The organism is Variovorax sp. OV700, assembly GCF_900099805.1.
Taxonomy (GTDB): domain Bacteria; phylum Pseudomonadota; class Gammaproteobacteria; order Burkholderiales; family Burkholderiaceae_C; genus Variovorax.
In genome coordinates, this window is sequence record NZ_FNDR01000001.1 from 81,929 (window position 1) to 102,065 (window position 20,137).

19 protein-coding genes and 1 tRNA gene are annotated in these 20,137 nt (G+C 65.3%); 6 read left to right on the forward strand and 14 right to left on the reverse strand.

The annotated features are described in order from the left end of the window. Positions 1–48: 48 nt before the first annotated feature. Positions 49–2,763: a pyruvate dehydrogenase (acetyl-transferring), homodimeric type gene (gene aceE / locus BLR24_RS00410; RefSeq protein ID WP_093011059.1), complete on the reverse strand. Its 2,715-nt coding sequence runs from the start codon at positions 2,761–2,763 to the stop codon at positions 49–51. Positions 2,764–2,977: 214 nt separating this feature from the next. Here aceE and BLR24_RS00415 point away from each other — a divergent pair, with 214 nt between their 5' ends. The 5 genes from BLR24_RS00415 to BLR24_RS00435 all read left to right on the forward strand — a co-directional run bounded on the left by BLR24_RS00415 (position 2,978) and on the right by BLR24_RS00435 (position 9,810). Further along, on the forward strand, positions 2,978–5,521 hold the full coding sequence (locus BLR24_RS00415; RefSeq protein WP_055796276.1) for a PAS domain-containing sensor histidine kinase: 2,544 nt from the start codon (positions 2,978–2,980) through the stop codon (positions 5,519–5,521). Beyond that, positions 5,518–6,147, forward strand: coding sequence for a response regulator transcription factor (locus tag BLR24_RS00420; protein WP_055796273.1), 630 nt, complete (start codon positions 5,518–5,520; stop codon positions 6,145–6,147). The genes BLR24_RS00415 and BLR24_RS00420 overlap by 4 nt, the downstream gene beginning before the upstream one ends. A gap of 76 nt (positions 6,148–6,223) precedes the next feature. Next, complete coding sequence (gene folD / locus BLR24_RS00425) at positions 6,224–7,075, forward strand: bifunctional methylenetetrahydrofolate dehydrogenase/methenyltetrahydrofolate cyclohydrolase FolD (protein WP_093011061.1); 852 nt, start codon at positions 6,224–6,226, stop codon at positions 7,073–7,075. A gap of 5 nt (positions 7,076–7,080) precedes the next feature. Beyond that, complete coding sequence (locus BLR24_RS00430) at positions 7,081–9,135, forward strand: M3 family metallopeptidase (RefSeq protein ID WP_093011064.1); 2,055 nt, start codon at positions 7,081–7,083, stop codon at positions 9,133–9,135. Between the two features lie 30 nt (positions 9,136–9,165). Continuing rightward, a complete protein-coding gene (locus BLR24_RS00435) occupies positions 9,166–9,810 on the forward strand; it encodes a glutaredoxin family protein (RefSeq protein WP_093011067.1) in 645 nt (214 codons plus the stop codon). Between the two features lie 42 nt (positions 9,811–9,852). Here BLR24_RS00435 and rpiA read toward each other — a convergent pair whose 3' ends face one another. Beyond that, positions 9,853–10,572, reverse strand: coding sequence for a ribose-5-phosphate isomerase RpiA (gene rpiA / locus BLR24_RS00440; RefSeq protein WP_093011070.1), 720 nt, complete (start codon positions 10,570–10,572; stop codon positions 9,853–9,855). A 40-nt stretch (positions 10,573–10,612) separates the two neighbouring features. Between rpiA and BLR24_RS00445 the strand changes: the two genes are divergently transcribed. After that, positions 10,613–11,698 (forward strand): quinone-dependent dihydroorotate dehydrogenase, encoded by a 1,086-nt coding sequence (locus tag BLR24_RS00445; protein WP_093011073.1) that lies wholly within the window; start codon positions 10,613–10,615, stop codon positions 11,696–11,698. 27 nt (positions 11,699–11,725) lie between these two features. Here the strand turns inward: BLR24_RS00445 and BLR24_RS00450 are convergent, their stop codons facing one another. The 12 genes from BLR24_RS00450 to BLR24_RS00505 all read right to left on the reverse strand — a co-directional run bounded on the left by BLR24_RS00450 (position 11,726) and on the right by BLR24_RS00505 (position 20,111). After that, entirely contained in the window at positions 11,726–12,454 is a 729-nt protein-coding gene (locus tag BLR24_RS00450; RefSeq protein ID WP_093011076.1) for a phage holin family protein, read from the reverse strand. A gap of 48 nt (positions 12,455–12,502) precedes the next feature. After that, positions 12,503–12,799: a glycine zipper domain-containing protein gene (locus BLR24_RS00455; RefSeq protein WP_055796254.1), complete on the reverse strand. Its 297-nt coding sequence runs from the start codon at positions 12,797–12,799 to the stop codon at positions 12,503–12,505. Positions 12,800–12,942: 143 nt separating this feature from the next. Further along, complete coding sequence (locus BLR24_RS00460; protein ID WP_093011079.1) at positions 12,943–14,046, reverse strand: NAD(P)/FAD-dependent oxidoreductase; 1,104 nt, start codon at positions 14,044–14,046, stop codon at positions 12,943–12,945. 32 nt (positions 14,047–14,078) lie between these two features. Continuing rightward, a complete protein-coding gene (locus BLR24_RS00465) occupies positions 14,079–14,189 on the reverse strand; it encodes a stereocilin (protein WP_082517415.1) in 111 nt (36 codons plus the stop codon). Positions 14,190–14,344: 155 nt separating this feature from the next. Next, positions 14,345–14,419: transfer RNA gene (locus BLR24_RS00470), tRNA-Val, on the reverse strand. Between the two features lie 79 nt (positions 14,420–14,498). After that, positions 14,499–15,206: a DNA polymerase III subunit epsilon gene (dnaQ, locus tag BLR24_RS00475; RefSeq protein WP_093011082.1), complete on the reverse strand. Its 708-nt coding sequence runs from the start codon at positions 15,204–15,206 to the stop codon at positions 14,499–14,501. Next, positions 15,206–15,544 carry an ISC system 2Fe-2S type ferredoxin gene (gene fdx, locus BLR24_RS00480; RefSeq protein ID WP_055796246.1) on the reverse strand — a complete coding sequence of 113 codons (339 nt, stop codon included), beginning with the start codon at positions 15,542–15,544 and terminating at the stop codon, positions 15,206–15,208. Before fdx ends, dnaQ begins: the two co-directional genes overlap by 1 nt. Positions 15,545–15,551: 7 nt before the next feature. Continuing rightward, a complete protein-coding gene (hscA, locus tag BLR24_RS00485) occupies positions 15,552–17,414 on the reverse strand; it encodes a Fe-S protein assembly chaperone HscA (protein ID WP_093011085.1) in 1,863 nt (620 codons plus the stop codon). Between the two features lie 12 nt (positions 17,415–17,426). Then, a complete protein-coding gene (gene hscB / locus BLR24_RS00490) occupies positions 17,427–17,945 on the reverse strand; it encodes a Fe-S protein assembly co-chaperone HscB (RefSeq protein ID WP_093011088.1) in 519 nt (172 codons plus the stop codon). Between the two features lie 153 nt (positions 17,946–18,098). Continuing rightward, positions 18,099–18,422 (reverse strand): iron-sulfur cluster assembly protein IscA, encoded by a 324-nt coding sequence (iscA, locus tag BLR24_RS00495; protein WP_007828190.1) that lies wholly within the window; start codon positions 18,420–18,422, stop codon positions 18,099–18,101. Between the two features lies 1 nt (position 18,423). After that, positions 18,424–18,831: a Fe-S cluster assembly scaffold IscU gene (iscU, locus tag BLR24_RS00500; protein WP_055796237.1), complete on the reverse strand. Its 408-nt coding sequence runs from the start codon at positions 18,829–18,831 to the stop codon at positions 18,424–18,426. A 59-nt stretch (positions 18,832–18,890) separates the two neighbouring features. After that, positions 18,891–20,111 carry an IscS subfamily cysteine desulfurase gene (locus tag BLR24_RS00505; protein WP_093011091.1) on the reverse strand — a complete coding sequence of 407 codons (1,221 nt, stop codon included), beginning with the start codon at positions 20,109–20,111 and terminating at the stop codon, positions 18,891–18,893. Positions 20,112–20,137: the final 26 nt, after the last annotated feature.

Below are 20,137 nucleotides of genomic sequence, written 5' to 3' on the forward strand. Positions count from 1 at the left end.
CGTTTGTCTCCCGCCGTGAGGCGCCGTTCGTTCGTTGATTGTTGATGTTCAGGCGTAAAGCGGGTTGACCTTGTCGACATTAATGCCGTACTTCTTGATCGCCTCGACCACCTTGGCCACCGGCACCGTGCCGTCTTCGGAGAGCGCCTTGAGCGCGGCCACCACGATGTAGTGGCGGTTGACTTCGAAGTGCTCACGCAGCTTGTTGCGGAAATCGCTGCGGCCGAAGCCATCGGTGCCCAATACCTTGTAAGTGCGGCCCTTCGGAATGAAGGGGCGGATCTGCTCCGCGTAGGCCTTCATGTAGTCGGTCGATGCCACCACCGGACCGGTCGTGGGCGCGAGCTGCTCGGCCACGAAGGGCACGCGCGGCGCCTGGTCCGGGTGCAATAGGCTCCAGCGGTCGGCGTCCTGGCCGTCGCGCGTGAGCTCGTTGAAGCTCGGGCAGCTCCACACCGAGGCAGAGACGCCCCAGTCCTTCTCGAGCAGTTCCTGCGCGGCAAAGCTTTCGCGCAGGATGGTGCCGCTGCCCAGCAGTTGCACCGTGGGCGCCTTGGCCTTGAGCGCGGGGCCCTGCTTCGACAGGTACATGCCCTTGATGATCTGCTCTTCGGTGCCGGGCTGGAGGCCGGGCATCGGGTAGTTCTCATTGAGCAGCGTCAGGTAGTAGTAGACGTTGTCCTGCTTCTCGACCATGCGCTTCAAGCCGTGGTGCAGGATCACGCCCACTTCATGCGCGAAGGTCGGGTCGTAGCTCACGCAGTTCGGAATGGTGTTGGCCAGGATGTGGCTGTGGCCGTCTTCGTGCTGCAGGCCTTCGCCATTCAGCGTGGTGCGTCCCGAGGTGCCGCCCAGCAGGAAGCCGCGCGCCTGCATGTCGCCGGCCGCCCAGGCCAGGTCGCCGATGCGCTGGAAGCCGAACATCGAGTAGTACACGTAGAACGGCACCATGATGCGGTTGTTGGTGCTGTACGACGTGGCCGCCGCGATCCAGCTCGACATGCCCCCGGCTTCGTTGATGCCTTCCTGCAGGATCTGGCCGGCCTTGTCTTCCTTGTAGTACATGACCTGGTCCTTGTCGACCGGGGTGTACTGCTGGCCTGCGGGGTTGTAGATGCCGATCTGGCGGAACAACCCTTCCATGCCGAACGTGCGCGCTTCGTCCACCAGGATGGGAACGACGCGCGGGCCCAGCGCCTTGTCGCGCAAAAGCTGCGTGAGGAAGCGCACGTAGGCCTGCGTGGTCGAGATTTCGCGGCCATCGGCCGTGGGCTCCATCACCGATTTGAAGACATCGAGCGACGGCACCGTGAAGCTCTCGTCGGCCTTGATGCGGCGGTGCGGCAGGTAGCCGCCGAGGGCCTTGCGGCGCTCGTGCAGGTACTTCATTTCCGGCGTGTCGTCGGCAGGCCTGTAGAACGGCAGGTCGGCAATCTGGCTGTCGGGGATCGGGATGTTGAAGCGGTCGCGGAAGGCCTTGATGTCCTCGTCGCCGAGCTTCTTGGTCTGGTGGACCGTGTTCTTGCCCTCGCCGATCTTGCCCATGCCGAAGCCCTTGACCGTCTTGATCAGGAGCACGGTCGGTTGGCCCTTGTGCTTCACGGCGGCGTCGAAGGCTGCATAGACCTTTTGCGAATCGTGGCCGCCGCGGCGCAGCTGCCAGATGTCGTCGTCGCTCATCTTGGACACCATTTCGAGCGTGCGCGGATCGCGGCCGAAGAAGTGCTTGCGCACGTAGGCGCCATCGTTGGCCTTGAACGACTGGTAGTCGCCGTCATTGGTTTCCATCATGATCTTGCGCAGCGCACCTTCCTTGTCGCGCGCGATCAGCGGGTCCCAGCCGCTGCCCCAGATCAGCTTGAGGACGTTCCAGCCCGAACCGCGGAACTCGCCTTCGAGCTCCTGGATGATCTTGCCGTTGCCGCGCACCGGCCCGTCGAGGCGCTGCAGGTTGCAGTTGATGACGAAGATCAGGTTGTCCAGGCCTTCGCGCGCGGCCAGGCCGATGGCGCCCAGCGATTCGACTTCGTCCATTTCACCGTCGCCGCAGAACACCCAGACCTTGCGGTTCTCGGTATTGGCAATGCCGCGTGCGTGCAGGTACTTGAGAAAGCGCGCCTGGTAGATGGCCATCAGCGGACCAAGGCCCATCGACACCGTGGGGAACTGCCAGAACTCGGGCATCAGCTTCGGATGCGGGTAGCTGGACAGGCCCTTGCCGTCCACTTCCTGGCGGAAGTTGAGCAATTGCTCTTCGCTCAGGCGCCCTTCCAGGTAGGCGCGGGCATAGATGCCGGGCGAGACGTGGCCCTGGATGTAGAGGCAGTCGCCGCCGTGGTTTTCGCTCTCGGCGTGCCAGAAGTGATTGAAGCCGGCGCCGAACATGTTGGCCAGCGAAGCAAAGGAGCCGATGTGGCCGCCCAGGTCGCCGCCTTCGGGCGGATGATGGCGGTTGGCCTTGACCACCATGGCCATGGCGTTCCAGCGCATGTAGGCGCGCAGGCGCTCTTCGATCTCGAGGTTGCCGGGGCAGCGCTCTTCCTGATCGGGCTCCAGGGTGTTGACGTAAGCGGTATTGGCGGAGAACGGCTTGTCGATGCTGTGCTGCCGCGCATGCTCGAGCAATTGCTCCAGAAGGAAGTGAGCCCGCTCAGGCCCCTCGCTTTGAATAACGGAGGACAGTGCATCCATCCATTCACGGGTCTCCTGGGCGTCCGCGTCGTTCGCGGCTGAGCCGAACAGGTTCTCTGGATTTGCCGACATGCTTGTCTCTCCTTTAGGGCTGTGGCTGTAATTTAGTGCGCTCTGCAATAAACGCGGGCGAGTTTCGCATAGAAATTCCGATATTTCAAATGGCGCATGATGATTTCTTAATGTGACATTTCAAAACAGGCCGATCTGGCGGCCGACCGTGCGGCAACCAGTGTCACTGCAGCATTTCACTTATCGTGCAAGGGGCATCCCCTAAACTCGGAAGATGCCTTTTCCCTCTCCGCTGGCGGCGGCCCGCAGCGCCGTGAATGTGTCGCTCCTCTCGTGGTGGCGCCGCTGGTGGCGCCGGCAAACACCGGTGTTGCAGGACGCCGTCGCCATGCTCGCGCCCATCGCGGCAGTGCTGCTGTTTCTCGCCGCCATCGTTTCGTCGTTCTGGTATCTGCGCACCGAAGAAGTCGAGCGGGAGCAGGAGTCGGTGCGGCGGGATGTGGAGTACGCGCAACAGCGCATGCGCCTGCGCCTCCTGGAACGCCAGGAGCAGCTGATGCGCATTGCGCGCGACGCCTCGAACCGGGAGATCGACCCGGTCGAATTCGCGAGCCGGGCCGAATCTCTGGTGAGTCAGTTTCCCGAGCTGCAGACCGTCGCCTGGATCGACGACCGGCGCCGCTTCAAGGCCGGCTACTCCGCCCCCAGCGTGCATCCCTCGCAACAACACCTGATCGGGGACGTGCTGCGCCCTGGTGACATCGAGAGCAACTACGCGCTCGCGCGCGAACTGCGACAGCCGGTTTTCTCGCAGCCGATGGCGGGCGGCGACCCCACGGCCATGCTGCAGCTGCACATCCCTCTTTTCGACCAGGGCCTGTTCGCGGGCGTGGTGCTGGGCGAGTTCTCGGTCGACGGACTGCTGCGCTACGGCATGCCCTCGGAGGTGCAGGCGCGTTATGCCGTCTCGCTGCTCGACGCCAAGGGCAACGTGATCGCGGGCAACACGACCGCCAGCACCCGGGAAGGCGGCACGCGGCTCTTGCCCTGGTCCGAGAGAACCAACGAATACGAAGTGCCGGTGTCGCCCGTCGGCAATGCGCTGGTGCTGCGGGCGCAGGCCTACCGCACGTCGCAGGGCGTGGTCGGCAATGGCCTCTTCTGGCTGGTCTGTGCGCTCAGCGTGTTGACCAGCTGGATGCTGATCGGCACCTGGCGCCACACCCGGCGGCGCCAGCAGGCCCAGCAGCGGCTGGTCGCCGAAACCAATTTCCGGCGCGCAATGGAAAACTCCATGCTCACCGGCATGCGCGTGCTTGATTTGCAAGGCCGCATCACCTATGTGAACGCCGCTTTCTGCGCCATGACCGGCTGGAGCGAGGCCGAACTGGTGGGGCAGTCTCCGCCCTTCCCTTACTGGCTGGAATCGGACCGCGAAGTCATGAACGAGCGGCTGGAGGAAGAACTGCACGGGCGCGCCCTGCCCGGCGGCTTCCAGGTGCGCGTGAAGCGCAAGAACGGCAGCGTGTTCAACGCCCGCCTCTATGTGTCGCCGCTGATCGACGCTCGCGGCCACCAGACGGGATGGATGACCTCGATGACCGACATCACCGAGCCCACGCGCATCCGCGAGCAGCTGTCGGCGTCTTACGAGCGCTTCACCACGGTGCTCGAGGCGCTCGATGCCGCGGTGTCGGTGGCGCCCATCGGGAGCGAGGAACTGCTGTTCGCGAACAAGCTGTACCGGCTGTGGTTCGGCTCCGACACCGTGGGCCACCTGGGCATGGTGGCGCAGGCCGGCGTGCCCACCTCCAATGCGCACGATGAGGGCCTGGACGACGTCGACCCCTACGCCGGCCTGCCGATCGACACCCTGACCGCCGCCCAGGCCGCCAACAACGAGATCTTCGTGCCGCACCTGGGCAAGTGGCTCGAAGTGCGTTCGCGTTACCTCACATGGGTGGACGGCCGGCTCGCCCAGCTGGTGATTGCTACCGACATTACGCCTCGGCGCGACGCCGAGGAGCAGGCCGCCGCGCAGGCCGATCGCGCCCAAGCCGCCAGCCGCCTGATCACGATGGGCGAAATGGCCTCCAGCGTGGCGCACGAGCTCAACCAGCCGCTGACGGCCATCACCAACTATTGCAATGGGATGATGTCTCGCATCAAGGGGCAGGCGATCGACTCCGACGCACTGCTCGCGGCGCTGGAAAAAACATCGAAGCAGGCCCAGCGCGCGGGCCAGATCATTCAGCGCATCCGCTCGTTCGTGAAACGCAGCGAGCCCAACCGCACTGCCGCCGACGTGGCCACCATGGTGAGCGAGGCGGTCGAGCTTGCGGGCATCGAGCTGCGCCGGCGCAACGTGCGGCTCAACCATTACGTGGCGGCCCGGCTGCCGGTGGTGCAGGTGGACCCGATCCTGATCGAGCAGGTGATGGTCAACCTGCTGAAGAACGCAGCCGAGGCCATCGACATTGCCGAGCGCCCGCTGGCGCGCCGGAGCGTCGAGCTGCGCGTGCTGCCCAAGGTGATCGAGGGTCACAACGCCATCGAGTTCTCGGTGCAGGACACCGGCAAGGGCCTGGCACCCGAAGTGATGGACCGGCTGTATGAAGCATTTTTCTCTACCAAGCCGGAAGGCATGGGCATCGGACTGAATCTCTGCCGCACCATCGTCGAGTCGCATCGCGGGCGGATGCAGGCGGAGAACATCTACAATGGGCCGGATGTGATCGGATGCCGTTTTTCCTTCTGGATTCCGGTGTTGGATGCTCCCAGTTCCGTAGCAAGCGACGAGGCAAAGGTACCTGCATGAGTTTGATTCCGAAGAAGGGCACTGTCTATGTCGTCGACGACGACGAGGCGGTACGAGATTCGCTGCAATGGCTGCTCGAAGGCAAGGACTACAGGGTTCGCTGTTTCGATTCCGCCGAGTCCTTTCTTTCCCGCTACGACCCGCGCGAAGTCGCCTGTCTGATCGTCGACATCCGCATGGCCGGCATGACCGGTCTCGAACTGCAGGACCGGCTGATCGAGCGGCGCTCCCCGCTGCCCATCGTGGTGATCACCGGCCACGGCGACGTGCCGATGGCTGTCGACAGCATGAAGAAGGGTGCGATGGATTTCATCCAGAAGCCCTTCAACGACGAAGAACTCGTCACGCTGGTCGAGCGCATGCTCGAGCATGCGCGCGGTGCCTTCACCCAGCACCAGCAATCGGCCAGCCGCGACGCGCTGCTGTCCAAGCTCACCGGCCGCGAAGCCCAGGTGCTCGAACGCATCGTGGCCGGCCGCCTGAACAAGCAGATTGCCGACGACCTGGGCATCAGCATCAAGACGGTCGAGGCGCACCGCGCCAACATCATGGAAAAGCTCAACGCCAACACCGTGGCCGATCTGCTCAAGATCGCCCTCGGGCAGGCGGCGCCCTCCAAAGCCTAGAAGCTATTGCCCCGATAGCAATACATGTCCACCACGCCTGCGCAAGCGGGCGTTTTTACTTGGAAAATCGAAACCGATGACCGCCCAACTGATCGACGGCAACGCCCTCGCCAAAACCATCCGCGCCGAGGTCGCCGGCCGTACCGCGGCACTGAAGGCCAGCGGCGTGAACCCAGCCCTCTCCATCATCCTCGTCGGCGAAGATCCGGCCAGCCAGGTCTACACGAAGCACAAGGTCAACGACAGCACCGAAACCGGCCTCCTGGCCACGCTGGAACGTTACCCCGCCGACATGAGCGAGGCGGACCTTCTGGCCCGCATTCGCGCCCTCAACGACGACCCGCTGGTGCACGGCATCCTGGTGCAGCTGCCACTGCCGAAGCACATGGACAGCCAGAAGGTCATCGAGACGATCTCGCCGGCCAAGGACGTGGACGGTTTTCACGTGGCCAGCGCCGGCGCGCTGATGACCGGCGCACCCGGCTTCTGGCCTTGCACGCCGTATGGCTGCATGAAGATGCTCGAATCCATCGGCTACGACCTGCGCGGCAAGCATGCGGTGGTCATCGGCCGCAGCAACATCGTCGGCAAGCCCATGGCCATGATGCTGCTGGCCAAGAACGCCACCGTGACCATCTGCCACAGCGCCACCCAGGACCTTGCCGCCATCACCCGCCAGGCCGACGTGGTGGTTGCCGCGGTCGGCAAGCGCAACATTCTCACGGCCGACATGGTGAAGCCCGGTGCCGTCGTGATCGACGTGGGCATGAACCGCAAGGAAGACGGCAAGCTCGCGGGCGATGTCGACTTCGACGGCGTCAAGGAAGTGGCCGGCTGGATCACCCCCGTGCCCGGCGGCGTCGGCCCCATGACGCGCGCGATGCTGCTCGCCAACACCCTTGAAGCTGCGGAACGCGCCGCAAATTGATCTCCATGGCCAAACCCAATCCCCTCCTCGACTTCACCGACCTTCCGCTGTTCGACCGCATCGAGCCCGAGCACGTCGCCCCCGCGGTCGATGTTCTGCTGGCCGATGCCGAGGCGGCGCTGCAGACCGTCACGGCCGCCGACTTTCCGGCCGACTGGAATGCGATTTCCAAGGTGCTCGATGTGGCGTCCGAACGCTTCAGCCGCGCCTGGGGTGCGGTTGGCCATCTCAACGCCGTGGCCGATACGCCCGAGCTGCGCGCCGCCTACAACGAGGCCATGCCGCGCGTGACGGCCTTCTGGACCCGCCTGGGTTCGGACGAGCGCCTGTACGCCAAGTACAAGGCCATCGACGTGGCCACCCTCAACGCCGAGCAGCGCCAGGCGCATCGCAATGCGGTGCGCAACTTCGTGCTCGGCGGCGCCGAGTTGCAGGGCGATGCGAAGAAGCGCTTTGCCCAGATCCAGGAACGCCAGGCGGAGCTGAGCCAGAAATTCAGCGAGAACGCGCTCGACGCCACCGACGCCTTCTCCTATTACGCAGCGCTGGGCGAACTCGACGGCGTGCCGGAAGACGTGGTGGGCGCGGCCCGCGCAGCCGCCGAAGCCGAAGGCAAGCAAGGCTACAAGCTCACGCTCAAGATGCCCTGCTACTTGCCCGTGATGCAGTTTGCCAAAAGCAGCGCGCTGCGCGAAACGCTCTACCGCGCCTACGTCACGCGCGCCAGCGAACTCGGCGATCCGGCCTTCGACAACACGGCGCTGATCAACGAGATTCTTGCGCTGCGGGAAGAAGAAGCAAAGCTGCTCGGCTACAAGAATTTCGGCGAACTCTCGGTCGTGCCCAAGATGGCCGAATCGCCCGAGCAGGTGGTCAAGTTCCTGCGCGACCTCGCGGCCAAGGCCAGGCCCTATGGCGAACGCGACCTGGCCGACCTGCGCGTGTTCGCGTCGGAGCAGCTGGGCATCACCGATCCGCAAGCCTGGGACTGGAGCTACATCGGCGAGAAGCTGAAGGAAGCGCGCTATGCCTTCAGCGAGCAAGAGGTGAAGCAGTATTTCCCGGCGCCCAAGGTGATGGCTGGCCTCTTCAAGATCGTCGAGACGCTCTTCGAGGTGTCCATTCGCCGCGACAGCGCGCCCACGTGGCATCCGAGCGTCGAGTTCTATCGCATCGAGCGGGCCGGCCAGAAGGTGGGTCAGTTCTACCTGGACCCGTCGGCCCGTGCCGCCAAGCGCGGTGGCGCCTGGATGGACGACGTGCGCGCGCGCTGGCTTCGGCCGGACGACGGCGCGCTGCAAACGCCGGTGGCGCAGCTGGTGTGCAACTTTGCGAGCGGCGTGGACGGCAAGCCGCCGCTGCTCACGCACGACGACGTGACCACCCTCTTCCACGAATTCGGTCACGGCCTGCATCACATGCTCACGCAGGTGAACGAGCGCGACGTCTCGGGCATCAGCGGCGTCGAGTGGGACGCCGTCGAGCTGCCGAGCCAGTTCATGGAAAACTTCTGCTGGGAGTGGGACGTGCTTACGCACATGACGGCCCACGTCGATACCGGCGAACCGCTGCCGCGCGCGCTGTTCGACAAGATGACCGCCGCCAAGAACTTCCAGAGCGGCCTGCAGACGCTGCGCCAGATCGAGTTCTCGCTGTTCGACATGCTGCTGCACACCGAATACCAGGCCGCCACCGCGCAGCCGGGCGGTGTGCTCGCGCTGCTGGGCAAGGTGCGCGCCGAGGTGGCCGTGATGCCCTCGCCGCCCTTCAGCCGCACGCCCAACACCTTCAGCCACATCTTCTCGGGCGGCTACGCAGCCGGCTACTACAGCTACAAGTGGGCCGAGGTGCTGAGCGCCGACGCCTATGCGGCGTTCGAGGAAACCGTGGGCGCCGACGGCCAGCCGAATATCGAAACCGGCCGCCGCTACCGCCAAGCCATTCTCGAAGCGGGCGGCAGCCGCAGCGCCATGGATTCGTTCAAGGCCTTCCGCGGCCGCGAGCCGCAGCTTGATGCATTGCTGCGACACCAGGGCATGGCCGAGGCGCAGCCCGCTTGATGCGGGCCTGAAGCTTGCGATACTCGGGCGATGCCTTCGATCCACAAGAAATTTCCCTTGCATCGCCTGTCCGCCACCGCCCTGCTGCTGATTGCCGCGGGTGCCATGGCCCAGCCGATCTATCGCAACGTCGACAAGAACGGTAAGGTCACTTTCTCGGACCGCGCTCCCACCGCCAGCACCGAACCGGCCGCCGGCCCACAGGCCGCCAGCACGCCGCCGGCCAACGCCGGGCTGCCCTACGAACTGCGGCAGGTGGCGCAGCGCTACCCCGTCACCCTGTACAGCGGCGAGGAATGCGCGCCGTGCAGCACCGCCCGCTCGATGCTCACCACGCGCGGCATTCCCTTCGAGGAGCGCACCGTCAAGAGCAACCAGGACGTCGAGGCGCTGCAGCGACTGACCGCGCAGGCTTCTCTGCCGCTGCTGACGATCGGCGCGCAGCAGCTCAAGGGTTTCTCGGATTCCGAATGGTCGCAATACCTCGATGCCGCGGGCTACCCGAAGAGCAACAGCCTGCCTGCGGGCTACCGCAATCCGCCGGCCCGTCCGTTGGTTGCGCAGCAGGCGGCACCCGCTGCGCCAGAGGCTGCGGCACCAGCGCCTGCGCCGCAGCAGGCCGCCCCCGCACCCAGCGGCCCGAGCCCGAGCAACCCGGCCGGCATCAAGTTCTGATCGATCTGTAAGCGGCCGCCGGTCCGCGTCGGCGGACTTGCATCAGTCGAACTGCAGCGTCTGCACACCAGTTGGCGTGCCGAGCAGGCACACGTCGGCCTTCTGGTGCGCGAAAACGCCGACCGTGACAACGCCGGGCCACTGGCTCACCTCGGATTCGAACGCGAGAGGATCGCTGATCCGCAGCCCGGTCACGTCGACGATGTGCTGGCCGTTGTCCGTCACCAGCGCTAGGCCGTCCTTTTCCCGCACCTGCGCAATGCCGCCCATGGCTTCGAACTGGCGCATGACGCGGCGCGCCGCCATCGGAATCACCTCCACCGGCAGGGGAAAAGCGCCCAGCGTGTCGACCAGCTTGGACGCATCGGCGATGCAGACGAAGCGCCGCGACTGCGCCGCGACGATCTTTTCGCGCGTGAGCGCCGCGCCACCGCCCTTCACCATGAAGCCGTGGTGGTCGATTTCGTCGGCACCGTCGATGTAGACGCCGAGCTCCTCGACCTCGTTGCTGTCGAACACCGGGATGCCGAGCGCGCGCAGGCGTTCGGTCGAAGCTACCGAGCTGGACACCGCGCCCTTGATCTGGTCCTTGATGGTGGCCAGCGCATCGATGAATTTGTTCACGGTCGAGCCGGTGCCCACGCCAACGATTTCACCCTTCACCACGTAGGCCAGCGCGGCGCGGCCAACCTGGGCCTTGAGCTCGTCCTGGGAGATGGCGGCGGCGCCGGGAGCGGAAGAAGGAGAAACGGGTGCGGTCATCGCGGAGAATCCTTGGCTCATTGAAGTCGAGAATTATCCGATGCTCCTGCTCCCCTCTTCGCTCTACGGCCTGGCCCGGCCCTTTCTGTTCGGCTTCGACCCGGAGCACGCCCACGAACTCACGCTCGACGGCCTGGCCCGCACGCAGAACACGCCGCTGGCCTGCGCCTACGCTGCGCCACGCGTCGATGATCCAGTCACGCTCGCCGGGCTGGAATTTCCGAACCGCGTGGGGCTGGCGGCCGGGCTCGACAAGAACGCCCGCTGCATCGACGCTTTTGCCGCCATGGGCTTCGGCTTCGTCGAAGTCGGCACCGTGACGCCCAAGGCGCAGCCGGGCAACCCCAAGCCCCGCATGTTCCGCCTGCCGCAGCGTGACGCGCTCATCAACCGGCTTGGCTTCAACAACGAAGGGCTCGATGCCTTTCTCGCCAACGTGCAGAAGGCGCGCTTTCGCAAGAACGGCGGCGGCAACGTTGGCAAGAAGCCGATGCTGCTCGGGCTCAACATCGGAAAGAACGCCGCCACGCCCATCGAGCGGGCGGTGGACGACTACCTGGCCTGCCTGGATGGCGTGTATGCGCATGCCGACTACGTGACCATCAATATCTCGAGCCCCAACACGGCCAACCTGCGCACGCTGCAAAGCGACGAGGCGCTCGATGCCCTGCTGGGTGCCATTGCCGAGCGCCGCCATGCGCTGGCCGAACGCAGCGGCCGGCGCGTGCCGTTGTTCGTGAAGATCGCTCCCGATCTCGACCAGGCCCAGGTCGACGTGATTGCCGCCACGCTGCAGCGCCACGGCATGGACGGTGTGATTGCCACCAACACGACTCTGGCGCGCGATGCGGTGGCGGGCCTGCCGCATGCCGGCGAAGCGGGCGGGCTCTCGGGCGCGCCGGTGCGCGAGGCCAGCAACCGAGTGATTGCGCAGCTGCGCGCCGCCCTGGGGCCGGACTTTCCGATCATCGGGGTCGGCGGCATCCTGAGCGCGGCCGATGCCAAGGCCAAGATTGCCGCGGGCGCCGACGTGGTGCAGATCTACACTGGTCTCATCTACCGCGGCCCGGCCCTCGTGCGCGAAGCGGCCCAAGCGCTGCTGCAGCAAAGCCGCAGCGCCGCCTGAGCCTTCGTTCGCTTCTCTTCTTCTCTCTCAGCGCATGCGCCAGAGCACTGGCGCAATGAACGCCGCCCAGCGCAGCAGCCGCCTGGGACGGATCACCACCACGGCCACCGCGGCCACCACGCCGGTGGCGACCGGGTGCTCCCGCGCGATGCGCAATGCCGCGGCGGCAGCCGACTCGTCGGCCGGAGGCGCTTCGGAACCAGCACCGCCGGATCCGCCCGCGGGTTGCGGCGCCGCGCCCGCTCCCTGCATCGTGGCGATGCGCTCGCGCTGGCGCTCCATGCGCGCGAGCAACTCTTCGCGCGTGGCCGGCCGCGGCGGACGCGGTGCTTCTTCGTCCTGGTCTGGATCCTTGCCGAGTCCGAAGCTGTCCTGAACCCATGCCCAGTCGCGCTCGAACTCGTGCCGCGCGGGCATGAAGCTGTTCGAGGCATTGCGAAGGCTCAGGTACAGGCTCACTGCGGCGCCCAGCCACAGCACGACCCACACACCCGCCACGGACCAGGCAGCCGAGATGCGGTGAGGCGTTTCCCAGAAATGCACCACCACCGCCATCGACAGCAAGGCCACAGCCACCGTGGTCAGGCCGAGCACGGCCACCACGAGGACCAGCATCAGCTTGAGGCGCTGCTTTTCGTCTTCCCAGGCCATGCGCAGCAACTGCACACGGTCTTCGGCAGCCAGCGCGCCTTCGGCCGCAGCAATCCGCAGCCGTCGCAAACGGGCATCGAGCCCGAACAGGGACAGCAACCTCATGCGCCGGCTCCCGCTCGGCGCTGGACGACGCGGCAGTGTGCGTTCAGGTCAGCGGCGGCCAAGCAGCAAACCCACCAGCACACCGACGGCCAGCGCTGCGCCGGCAATCTGCCACGGTTCGTCGTGGGCGTAGGCGTTGGCACTGTTGGCCGCTTCACGGGCCTTCTGGGCTGCAAGCTTGCTCTTCTCTGCCGCAAGCTCGCGCGCAATGGCGAGCTTGGTGTCGATGCGCTGACGCAGCGCCTTGATGTGGGGAACCGAATCCAGGTCCTTGCTGGCCAGCACGCCGCGCACGTCGCTCGCGATATCTTCGGCTGCCGCTTCAATGTTGTTGGATGCACTCATTGGAATCTTTCCTCCGTGATGACACCGGCACCGCGCCGGCGGCTTCACGCCAGCAAATGGCGTGGTGTCATGTTACAGGCACAAAAGCCCCTCGTGCGCGACAGTTCTGCAGACTTCTGCACACGGAGCCCGCATTGCTTCCGTCAGCTGGAAGCGAGCAAGCTCGCCACGTAGCGCCCGATGGCAAGGCTGCTCGTGAGCCCGGGCGACTCGATGCCGAAGAGATTGACCAGGCCGCGCACGCCGTGCTCCTTTGGCCCGTCGATCATGAAGTCGCGCGCGGCCTCGCCCGGGCCTGAGATCTTGGGCCGCATGCCCGCGTAGCCGGGAATCAGTCCGCCATCGGGCAAGGCCGGCCAATACTTGCGCACCTCGGCGTAGAAGCCGTCGCCGCGTGCCGGGTCCACCACCAGGTCGTCGGCCGACTCCACCCACTGCACATCGGGTCCGAACTTGGCCTGCCCGCCAAGGTCGATGGTCAGATGAACGCCCAGCCCGCCCGGTTCGGGAACGGGATAGACGAGCCGGCTGAAAGGCGCACGGCCCGACAGGGTGAAATAGCTGCCCTTGGCGAAGTAGGCGGTCGGTATGGCCGCGGCGGGCAAGCCTTCGAACCGCTTGGCGAGGTCGGGGGCGCCGAGACCCGCCGCATTGACCACGGTGTTGCAGCGCAATGCCGTCCCGTCTTCCGCGGCAAGGACGATGGCGTCCGTACCGCATTCCGCTCGCGCGATGGGTGATTTGAGCGCCAGCATGCCGCCCGCGTTCTCCACGTCGCCCAAGAGGCTCAGCATCAGTGCGTGGCTGTCGACAATGCCGGTGCTCGGCGAATGCAGTGCCGCTTCGCAATGCAACTGCGGCTCCATCGCCATGGCCTGCTGCGCCGTCAGCAGCACGAGGTCGTCGACCCCGTTGGCGGCAGCCTTGGCGCGAATGATTTCAAGCTCGCCCACCTGCTCGGGCGAGGTCGCCACGATGAGCTTGCCGCAGCGCCGGTGCGGTACGCCGCGCTCCTCTGCGTACGCATAGAGCGCCTCTTTGCCCTCGACGCAAAGACGCGCCTTGAGCGAACCTTTCGGGTAGTAGATGCCCGCGTGAATTACCTCGCTGTTGCGCGAACTGGTACCCGTGCCAATGGCACCTTCGGCCTCCAACACCACCACTTCACGGCCTGCAAGCGCCAACGCGCGCGCCACGGCCAAGCCCACCACTCCGCCGCCGATGACGGCGCAATCAAGTTCATCCATGGCGCGAGCTTATCGCGGCTCACGCGCCGGATTCACGACGTGGTGGGAGGAGGCTCGGGATCGGTCGGATCGTCCGGTGGCGTGCTCGGCCCTTCGTCGGGTTCCACGGGCAGGTCGGGCGGAATGTCGGGATGAGTGGCCATGGTCGGTCTCCTTCCCCGTGGGTATACGCGCTCCGCCAGCAAATTGAGCCGGTGCGAGACGGCAGCTGGCGTCAGCACGAGCCGACAGTTGATTGCGGCACGCACAAAACAAAAAGCGACTTGGACAATCCAAATCGCTTTTCATCTCGAGGAATTGGTGGGCGGTGGAGGTTTCGAACCTCCGACCCCAGCAGTGTGAATGCTGTGCTCTACCCCTGAGCTAACCGCCCTGCAAACCCCTTGGCGCCACCGTTGCAGTGCCTTGGAATTAATCGCGTTGCGCGAAGCCTTCGATTATGCCACAGCATTTCAGCCGTTTTGGCGAAAGAGCGTGCGTCCGTTGCTGGATTTGTCGAGCTGCGACAACAGCGCCTCGTGCGCCGCAAGCTCCTGCTCGCCCGCCAGGATCACCGGCAGATCGAACTGGCTCAAGTCGATGGTGACGAGGGTGGTGCCCTGCGCCGGCTCGCTGGACGACACGTCGATCAAGAGCGCGTCCTGGCCGCGCGTGAGGTTGATGTAGACGTCGGCCAGCAGCTGCGCGTCGAGCTTGGCGCCGTGGAAGGTGCGGTTCGAACGATCGACGCCGAAGCGGTCGCACAGCGCGTCGAGCGAATTGCGCTTGCCCGGATAGACCTGCTTGGCCATGGCGAGCGTGTCGGTCACGTCGCCGACGAAGCTGCGCAGCGGCGGCAGGCCGGCCAGCTCGAGCTCCTTGTTGAGAAAGCCGACGTCGAAGGCCGCGTTGTGAATGATCAGCTCGGCGCCGCGCAGGTACTCGACGATGTCGTTGGCCAGCGCGCCGAACTTCGGCTTGTCGCGCAGGAAGTCGGTCGTCAGGCCGTGCACCTTGAGCGCGTCTTCATGGCTCTCGCGCTCGGGGTTGAAGTAGATGTGCAGGTCGTTGCCGGTGAGCTTGCGCGCGAAAAGCTCCACGCAGCCGAGCTCGATGACGCGGTCGCCGTTCTCGGCGGAAAGGCCGGTGGTTTCGGTATCGAGGACGATCTGGCGCGACATCAGTGATTTTCCTTGGCGTGGTTGATCGAGTACTTGGGAATCTCGATCGTCACGTCTTGCTGCGCCAGGATGGCCTGGCAGCTGAGGCGCGATTGTGGCTCCAGGCCCCAGGCGCGGTCGAGCAAGTCTTCTTCGCCCTCCTCGGCTTCGTTCAGCGAACTGAACCCCTGGCGCACGATGACGTGGCAAGTGGTGCAGGCGCAGCTCATCTCGCAGGCATGCTCGATGTTGATGTGGTTCTCCAGCAGCGCCTCGCAGATCGAGGTGCCGGCCGGCGCCGTGATTTCTGCACCCTTCGGGCAGTATTCCGGATGCGGAAATATCTTGATGGTGGGCATGTAGTTCTCAGAGGGATTCGACCTTGCGGCCCGACAGCGCGCGTGCAATGCCCGCGTTCATGCGCTGGGCGGCAAAAGCTTCGGTGTCGTTGGCCAGGGCCTTGGTGGCCGCCTCGATGGCCGCCGCGTCGTTGCTGCCGTTCGCGGCCTCGCGCAACCGCACCATCGACGCGTCGATGACGGCGCGCTCTTGCGCTTCGAGCAAGTCGCCGTCCGCATCGAGCGCGCTCTGCGTGGCAAGCAGCAAGCGCTCGGCATCGACGCGCGCCTCGACGAGCGCACGCGCCTGCATGTCCTGCTGCGCGGTGGAAAAGCTCTCCTGCAACATGGTCGCGATCTGGTCGTCCGAGAGCCCGTACGAAGGCTTGACGGTGACACTGGCTTCCACGCCGCTGCCCTGCTCCTTGGCGCTGACGCTCAGCAAGCCATCGGCGTCCACAGTGAAGGTCACGCGGATGCGCGCCGCGCCCGCGGCCATCGGTGGAATGCCGCGCAGCGTGAAGCGCGCGAGGCTGCGGCAGTCGGCCACCAGGTCTCGCTCGCCCTGCACCACGTGCAGCGCCAGGGCCGTCTGGCCGTCCTGGTAGGTGGTGAAGTCCTGCGCCATCGCGGTCGGGATGGTCTGGTTGCGCGGCACGATGCGCTCGACCAGGCCGCCCATGGTCTCGATGCCCAGCGACAGCGGAATCACGTCGAGCAGCAGGAGATCACCCGCGCCGTTGTTGCCGGCCAGCTGGTTGGCCTGGATGGCGGCGCCGAGCGCCACGACTTCGTCGGGGTTCAGGTTGACCAACGGCTCGCGCCCGAAGAACTCGGCCACGTCATGACGAATCTGGGGCATGCGCGTGGAACCGCCCACCAGCACGATGCCCTTCAGATCGTCGGGCTTGAGCTTGGCGTCGCGCAGCGCCTTGCGAACCGATGCAATCGTGCGGTCGGTGAGCGGCTTGGTGGCGGCGTCGAATTGGCGGCGGGAGAGTTCGAATTGAACCGCCTTGCCGGCAAGCTCCGCTCGGAAGGTGGTCGACTCGGTCTCGGTCAGCGCTTCTTTCGCGGCGCGGGCGGACACGAGCATGGCGGCCTTGTCGCTGTCGCTGCCGACCTGCAGGCCGGTCTGCGCGAGCACGAAGCCGGCCAGCGCGTGGTCGTAGTCGTCGCCACCCAAGGCTGAATCTCCACCCGTGGCGATCACTTCGAACACGCCCTGCGTCAACCGCAGGATCGAGATGTCGAAGGTGCCGCCACCCAGGTCGTAAACCGCGTAGACGCCTTCGCTTGCGTTGTCCAAGCCGTAGGCGATGGCGGCGGCCGTGGGCTCGCTGATGAGCCGCAGCACGTTGATGCCCGCGAGCTGCGCGGCATCTTTGGTGGCCTGGCGCTGGCCTTCGTCGAAGTAGGCCGGCACGGTAATGACCGCGCCGTAGAGCTCGTCGTCGAAGGTGTCTTCAGCGCGGAAGCGCAGCGTCGCGAGGATTTCGGCGCTGATCTCGACCGGCGACTTCTCGCCCGCGAGGGTCTGCACCTTCACCATGCCGCCCTCGCTGCCTTCGATGTGATACGACATCGATTCGCGGTTCGAGATGTCGGAGAGCCCGCGGCCCATGAGCCGCTTGACCGAGGTGATGGTGTTGGCAGGGTCTTGCCCGCGCGCCGCGACGGCGTCGAAGCCGATCTGCCGGCGGTCGCCGGCCAAGTAGCGCACGACCGAAGGCAGCAGCACGCGGCCCTGCTCGTCGGGCAGGCATTCGGCCACGCCGTTGCGCACCGCGGCCACCAGCGAATGCGTGGTGCCGAGATCGATGCCCACGGCAATGCGGCGCTGATGCGGATCGGGCGCCTGGCCGGGTTCTGAAATCTGTAGAAGAGCCATATGTATGAGGGCCTATTGTCCCAACTGATCGAACTTGGCTTCGACGTCCTGGCCGAAACGCTCAATGAACATGAGGGCTCTCACCTGCTGCGCGGCGGCGGGATAGTCGCCCTTCTCGTCGATCAGCCAGTCAAGCGACGACAGCGCGCGGGCGCGACTGGCTTCGACCTCGGCCTGCAGCTTCTCGATCGCTTCGATGTCGTCGGCGTCGTCGAGCTCCTCGCGCCATTCCATCTGCTGCATCAGGAAGTCGGGCGGCATGGCCGTGTTGTTCTCGGTATTCAGCGGCGCGCCGTTGAGTTCGCAGATGTAGCTGGCACGCCGGATCGGGTCCTTGAGCCGCTGGTAGGCCTCGTTGATGCGCACCGACCACTGCATGGCCACGCGCTGCGCCGCGATGCCTTGCGCGGCAAAGCGGTCCGGATGGGCCTCGCGCTGCAGCTCTTTCCATCGCGCGTCCAACGCGGCGCGGTCCTGCGCGAAGGTGGCCGGGACGGCGAACAGTTGAAAGTCGGTGTCGTTCAGATTCATCAGACTGCCTGCCGGGCCGCCCCAAAGGCGGTCTGCGCCCCCTCAAGGGGCAGTGAGGACACAAAGTGCCGAACGTGGGGGCTCATATGGATCAAGAAAAAACCGCCAGCACATGACATGGTGGCGGCTGTTGTCGCGGTCAGCGACGGCGCATCAGATGCGAAAGCTTTCCCCGCAGCCGCAACGGTCGCGTTCGTTCGGGTTGATGAACTTGAAGCCTTCGTTCAAGCCCTCGCGCACGAAGTCGAGCTGCGTGCCGTCGATGTAGGCCAGGCTCTTCGGATCGACCAGCACTTTCACGCCATGGTCTTCGAACACCACGTCTTCAGGCGTGAACTCGTCCACGTACTCGAGCTTGTAGGCCAAGCCGGAGCAGCCGGTGGTCTTCACGCCCAGCCGCACGCCCACGCCCTTGCCCCGTTTGCCAAGGTAGCGGGTGACGTGGCGCGCAGCGGCTTCGGTCAGCGTGACGGCCATCTCAGTGAACAGCTTCGGCGGTCTTGACGCCGTGCTTGGCCTTGTAGTCACTCACGGCCGCCTTGATGGCGTCTTCCGCGAGGATCGAGCAGTGGATCTTGACCGGCGGCAGCGCCAGTTCTTCAGCGATCTGCGCGTTCTTGAGTGCAGCCGCTTCGTCGAGCGTCTTGCCCTTGACCCATTCAGTCACGAGCGAGGACGAGGCGATGGCCGAGCCGCAGCCGTAGGTCTTGAAGCGCGCGTCTTCGATCACGCCGGTTTCGGGGTTGACCTTGATCTGCAGCTTCATGACGTCGCCGCAGGCCGGCGCGCCGACCATGCCGGTGCCTACCGAGTCGTCGCCCTTTTCGAAGGAGCCGACGTTGCGGGGATTTTCGTAGTGGTCGATGACCTTGGAAGAATATGCCATGGTGTACCTCTCAAACTTTGTTCAATCGTGGAGCGCTGGTGGGCCAGTACGTCAATGCGTCAGTGGGCCGACCACTGGATCGTGCTGATGTCGACGCCGTCCTGGAACATCTCCCACAAGGGGCTGAGCTCGCGCAGCTTGGCGACGTTGTGCTTGATGGTCGAGATGGCGTAGTCGATTTCTTCCTCGGTCGTGAAACGGCCGATGGTCATGCGAAGGCTGCTGTGGGCCAGCTCGTCGCTGCGGCCCAGGGCGCGCAGCACATAGCTGGGCTCCAGGCTAGCCGACGTGCAGGCCGAACCCGACGACACCGCCAGGCCCTTGATGCCCATGATCAGCGACTCGCCTTCGACGTAGTTGAAGCTCATGTTCAGGTTGTGCGGCACACGCTGTTCGAGGTCGCCGTTGATGAACACCTGCTCCACGTCCTTCAGGCCGTCGAGCAGGCGCTTCTGCAGTCGGGCCGCATGGGCGATGTCGTCCTTCATTTCGAGCTTGGCGATGCGATAGGCCTCGCCCATGCCGACAATCTGGTGCGTGGGCAAGGTGCCCGAACGCATGCCGCGCTCGTGGCCGCCGCCGTGCATTTGCGCTTCAAGCCGAATGCGCGGCTTGCGACGCACGTACAGCGCGCCGATGCCCTTGGGGCCATAGGTCTTGTGCGAGGCGAGGCTCATCAGGTCGATGGGCAGCTTCGTGATGTCGATGTCGATCTTGCCGGTGGCCTGGGCCGAGTCGACGTGAAAGATCACACCCTTCTCACGGCAGACGTTGCCCAGCGCGACCACGTCCTGAATCACACCGATTTCGTTGTTCACGAACAGCACGCTGGCCAGGATGGTGTCAGGACGGATCGCGGCTTTGAACTTCTCGAGGTCGACGAGGCCGTTTTCCTCGACGTCGAGGTAGGTCACTTCGAAGCCCTGGCGCTCGAGTTCGCGCATGGTGTCGAGCACGGCCTTGTGCTCGGTCTTCAGGGTGATCAGGTGCTTGCCCTTGCCCTTGTAGAAATGGGCCGCGCCTTTGAGCGCCAGATTGATCGATTCGGTAGCACCCGACGTCCAGACGATTTCGCGCGGATCTGCGCTGATCAGGTCTGCCACCTGGCCGCGCGCCTTCTCGACTGCCTCTTCAGCCTCCCAGCCCCAGGCGTGGCTGCGCGATGCCGGGTTGCCGAAATGCTCGCGCAACCAGGGAATCATGGCGTCGACCACACGCGGGTCAACCGGCGTGGTGGCGCCGTAATCGAGGTAGATCGGGAAATGAGGAGTGACGTCCATGGCTGGCTCGGGCTGGCGTGGGGGTT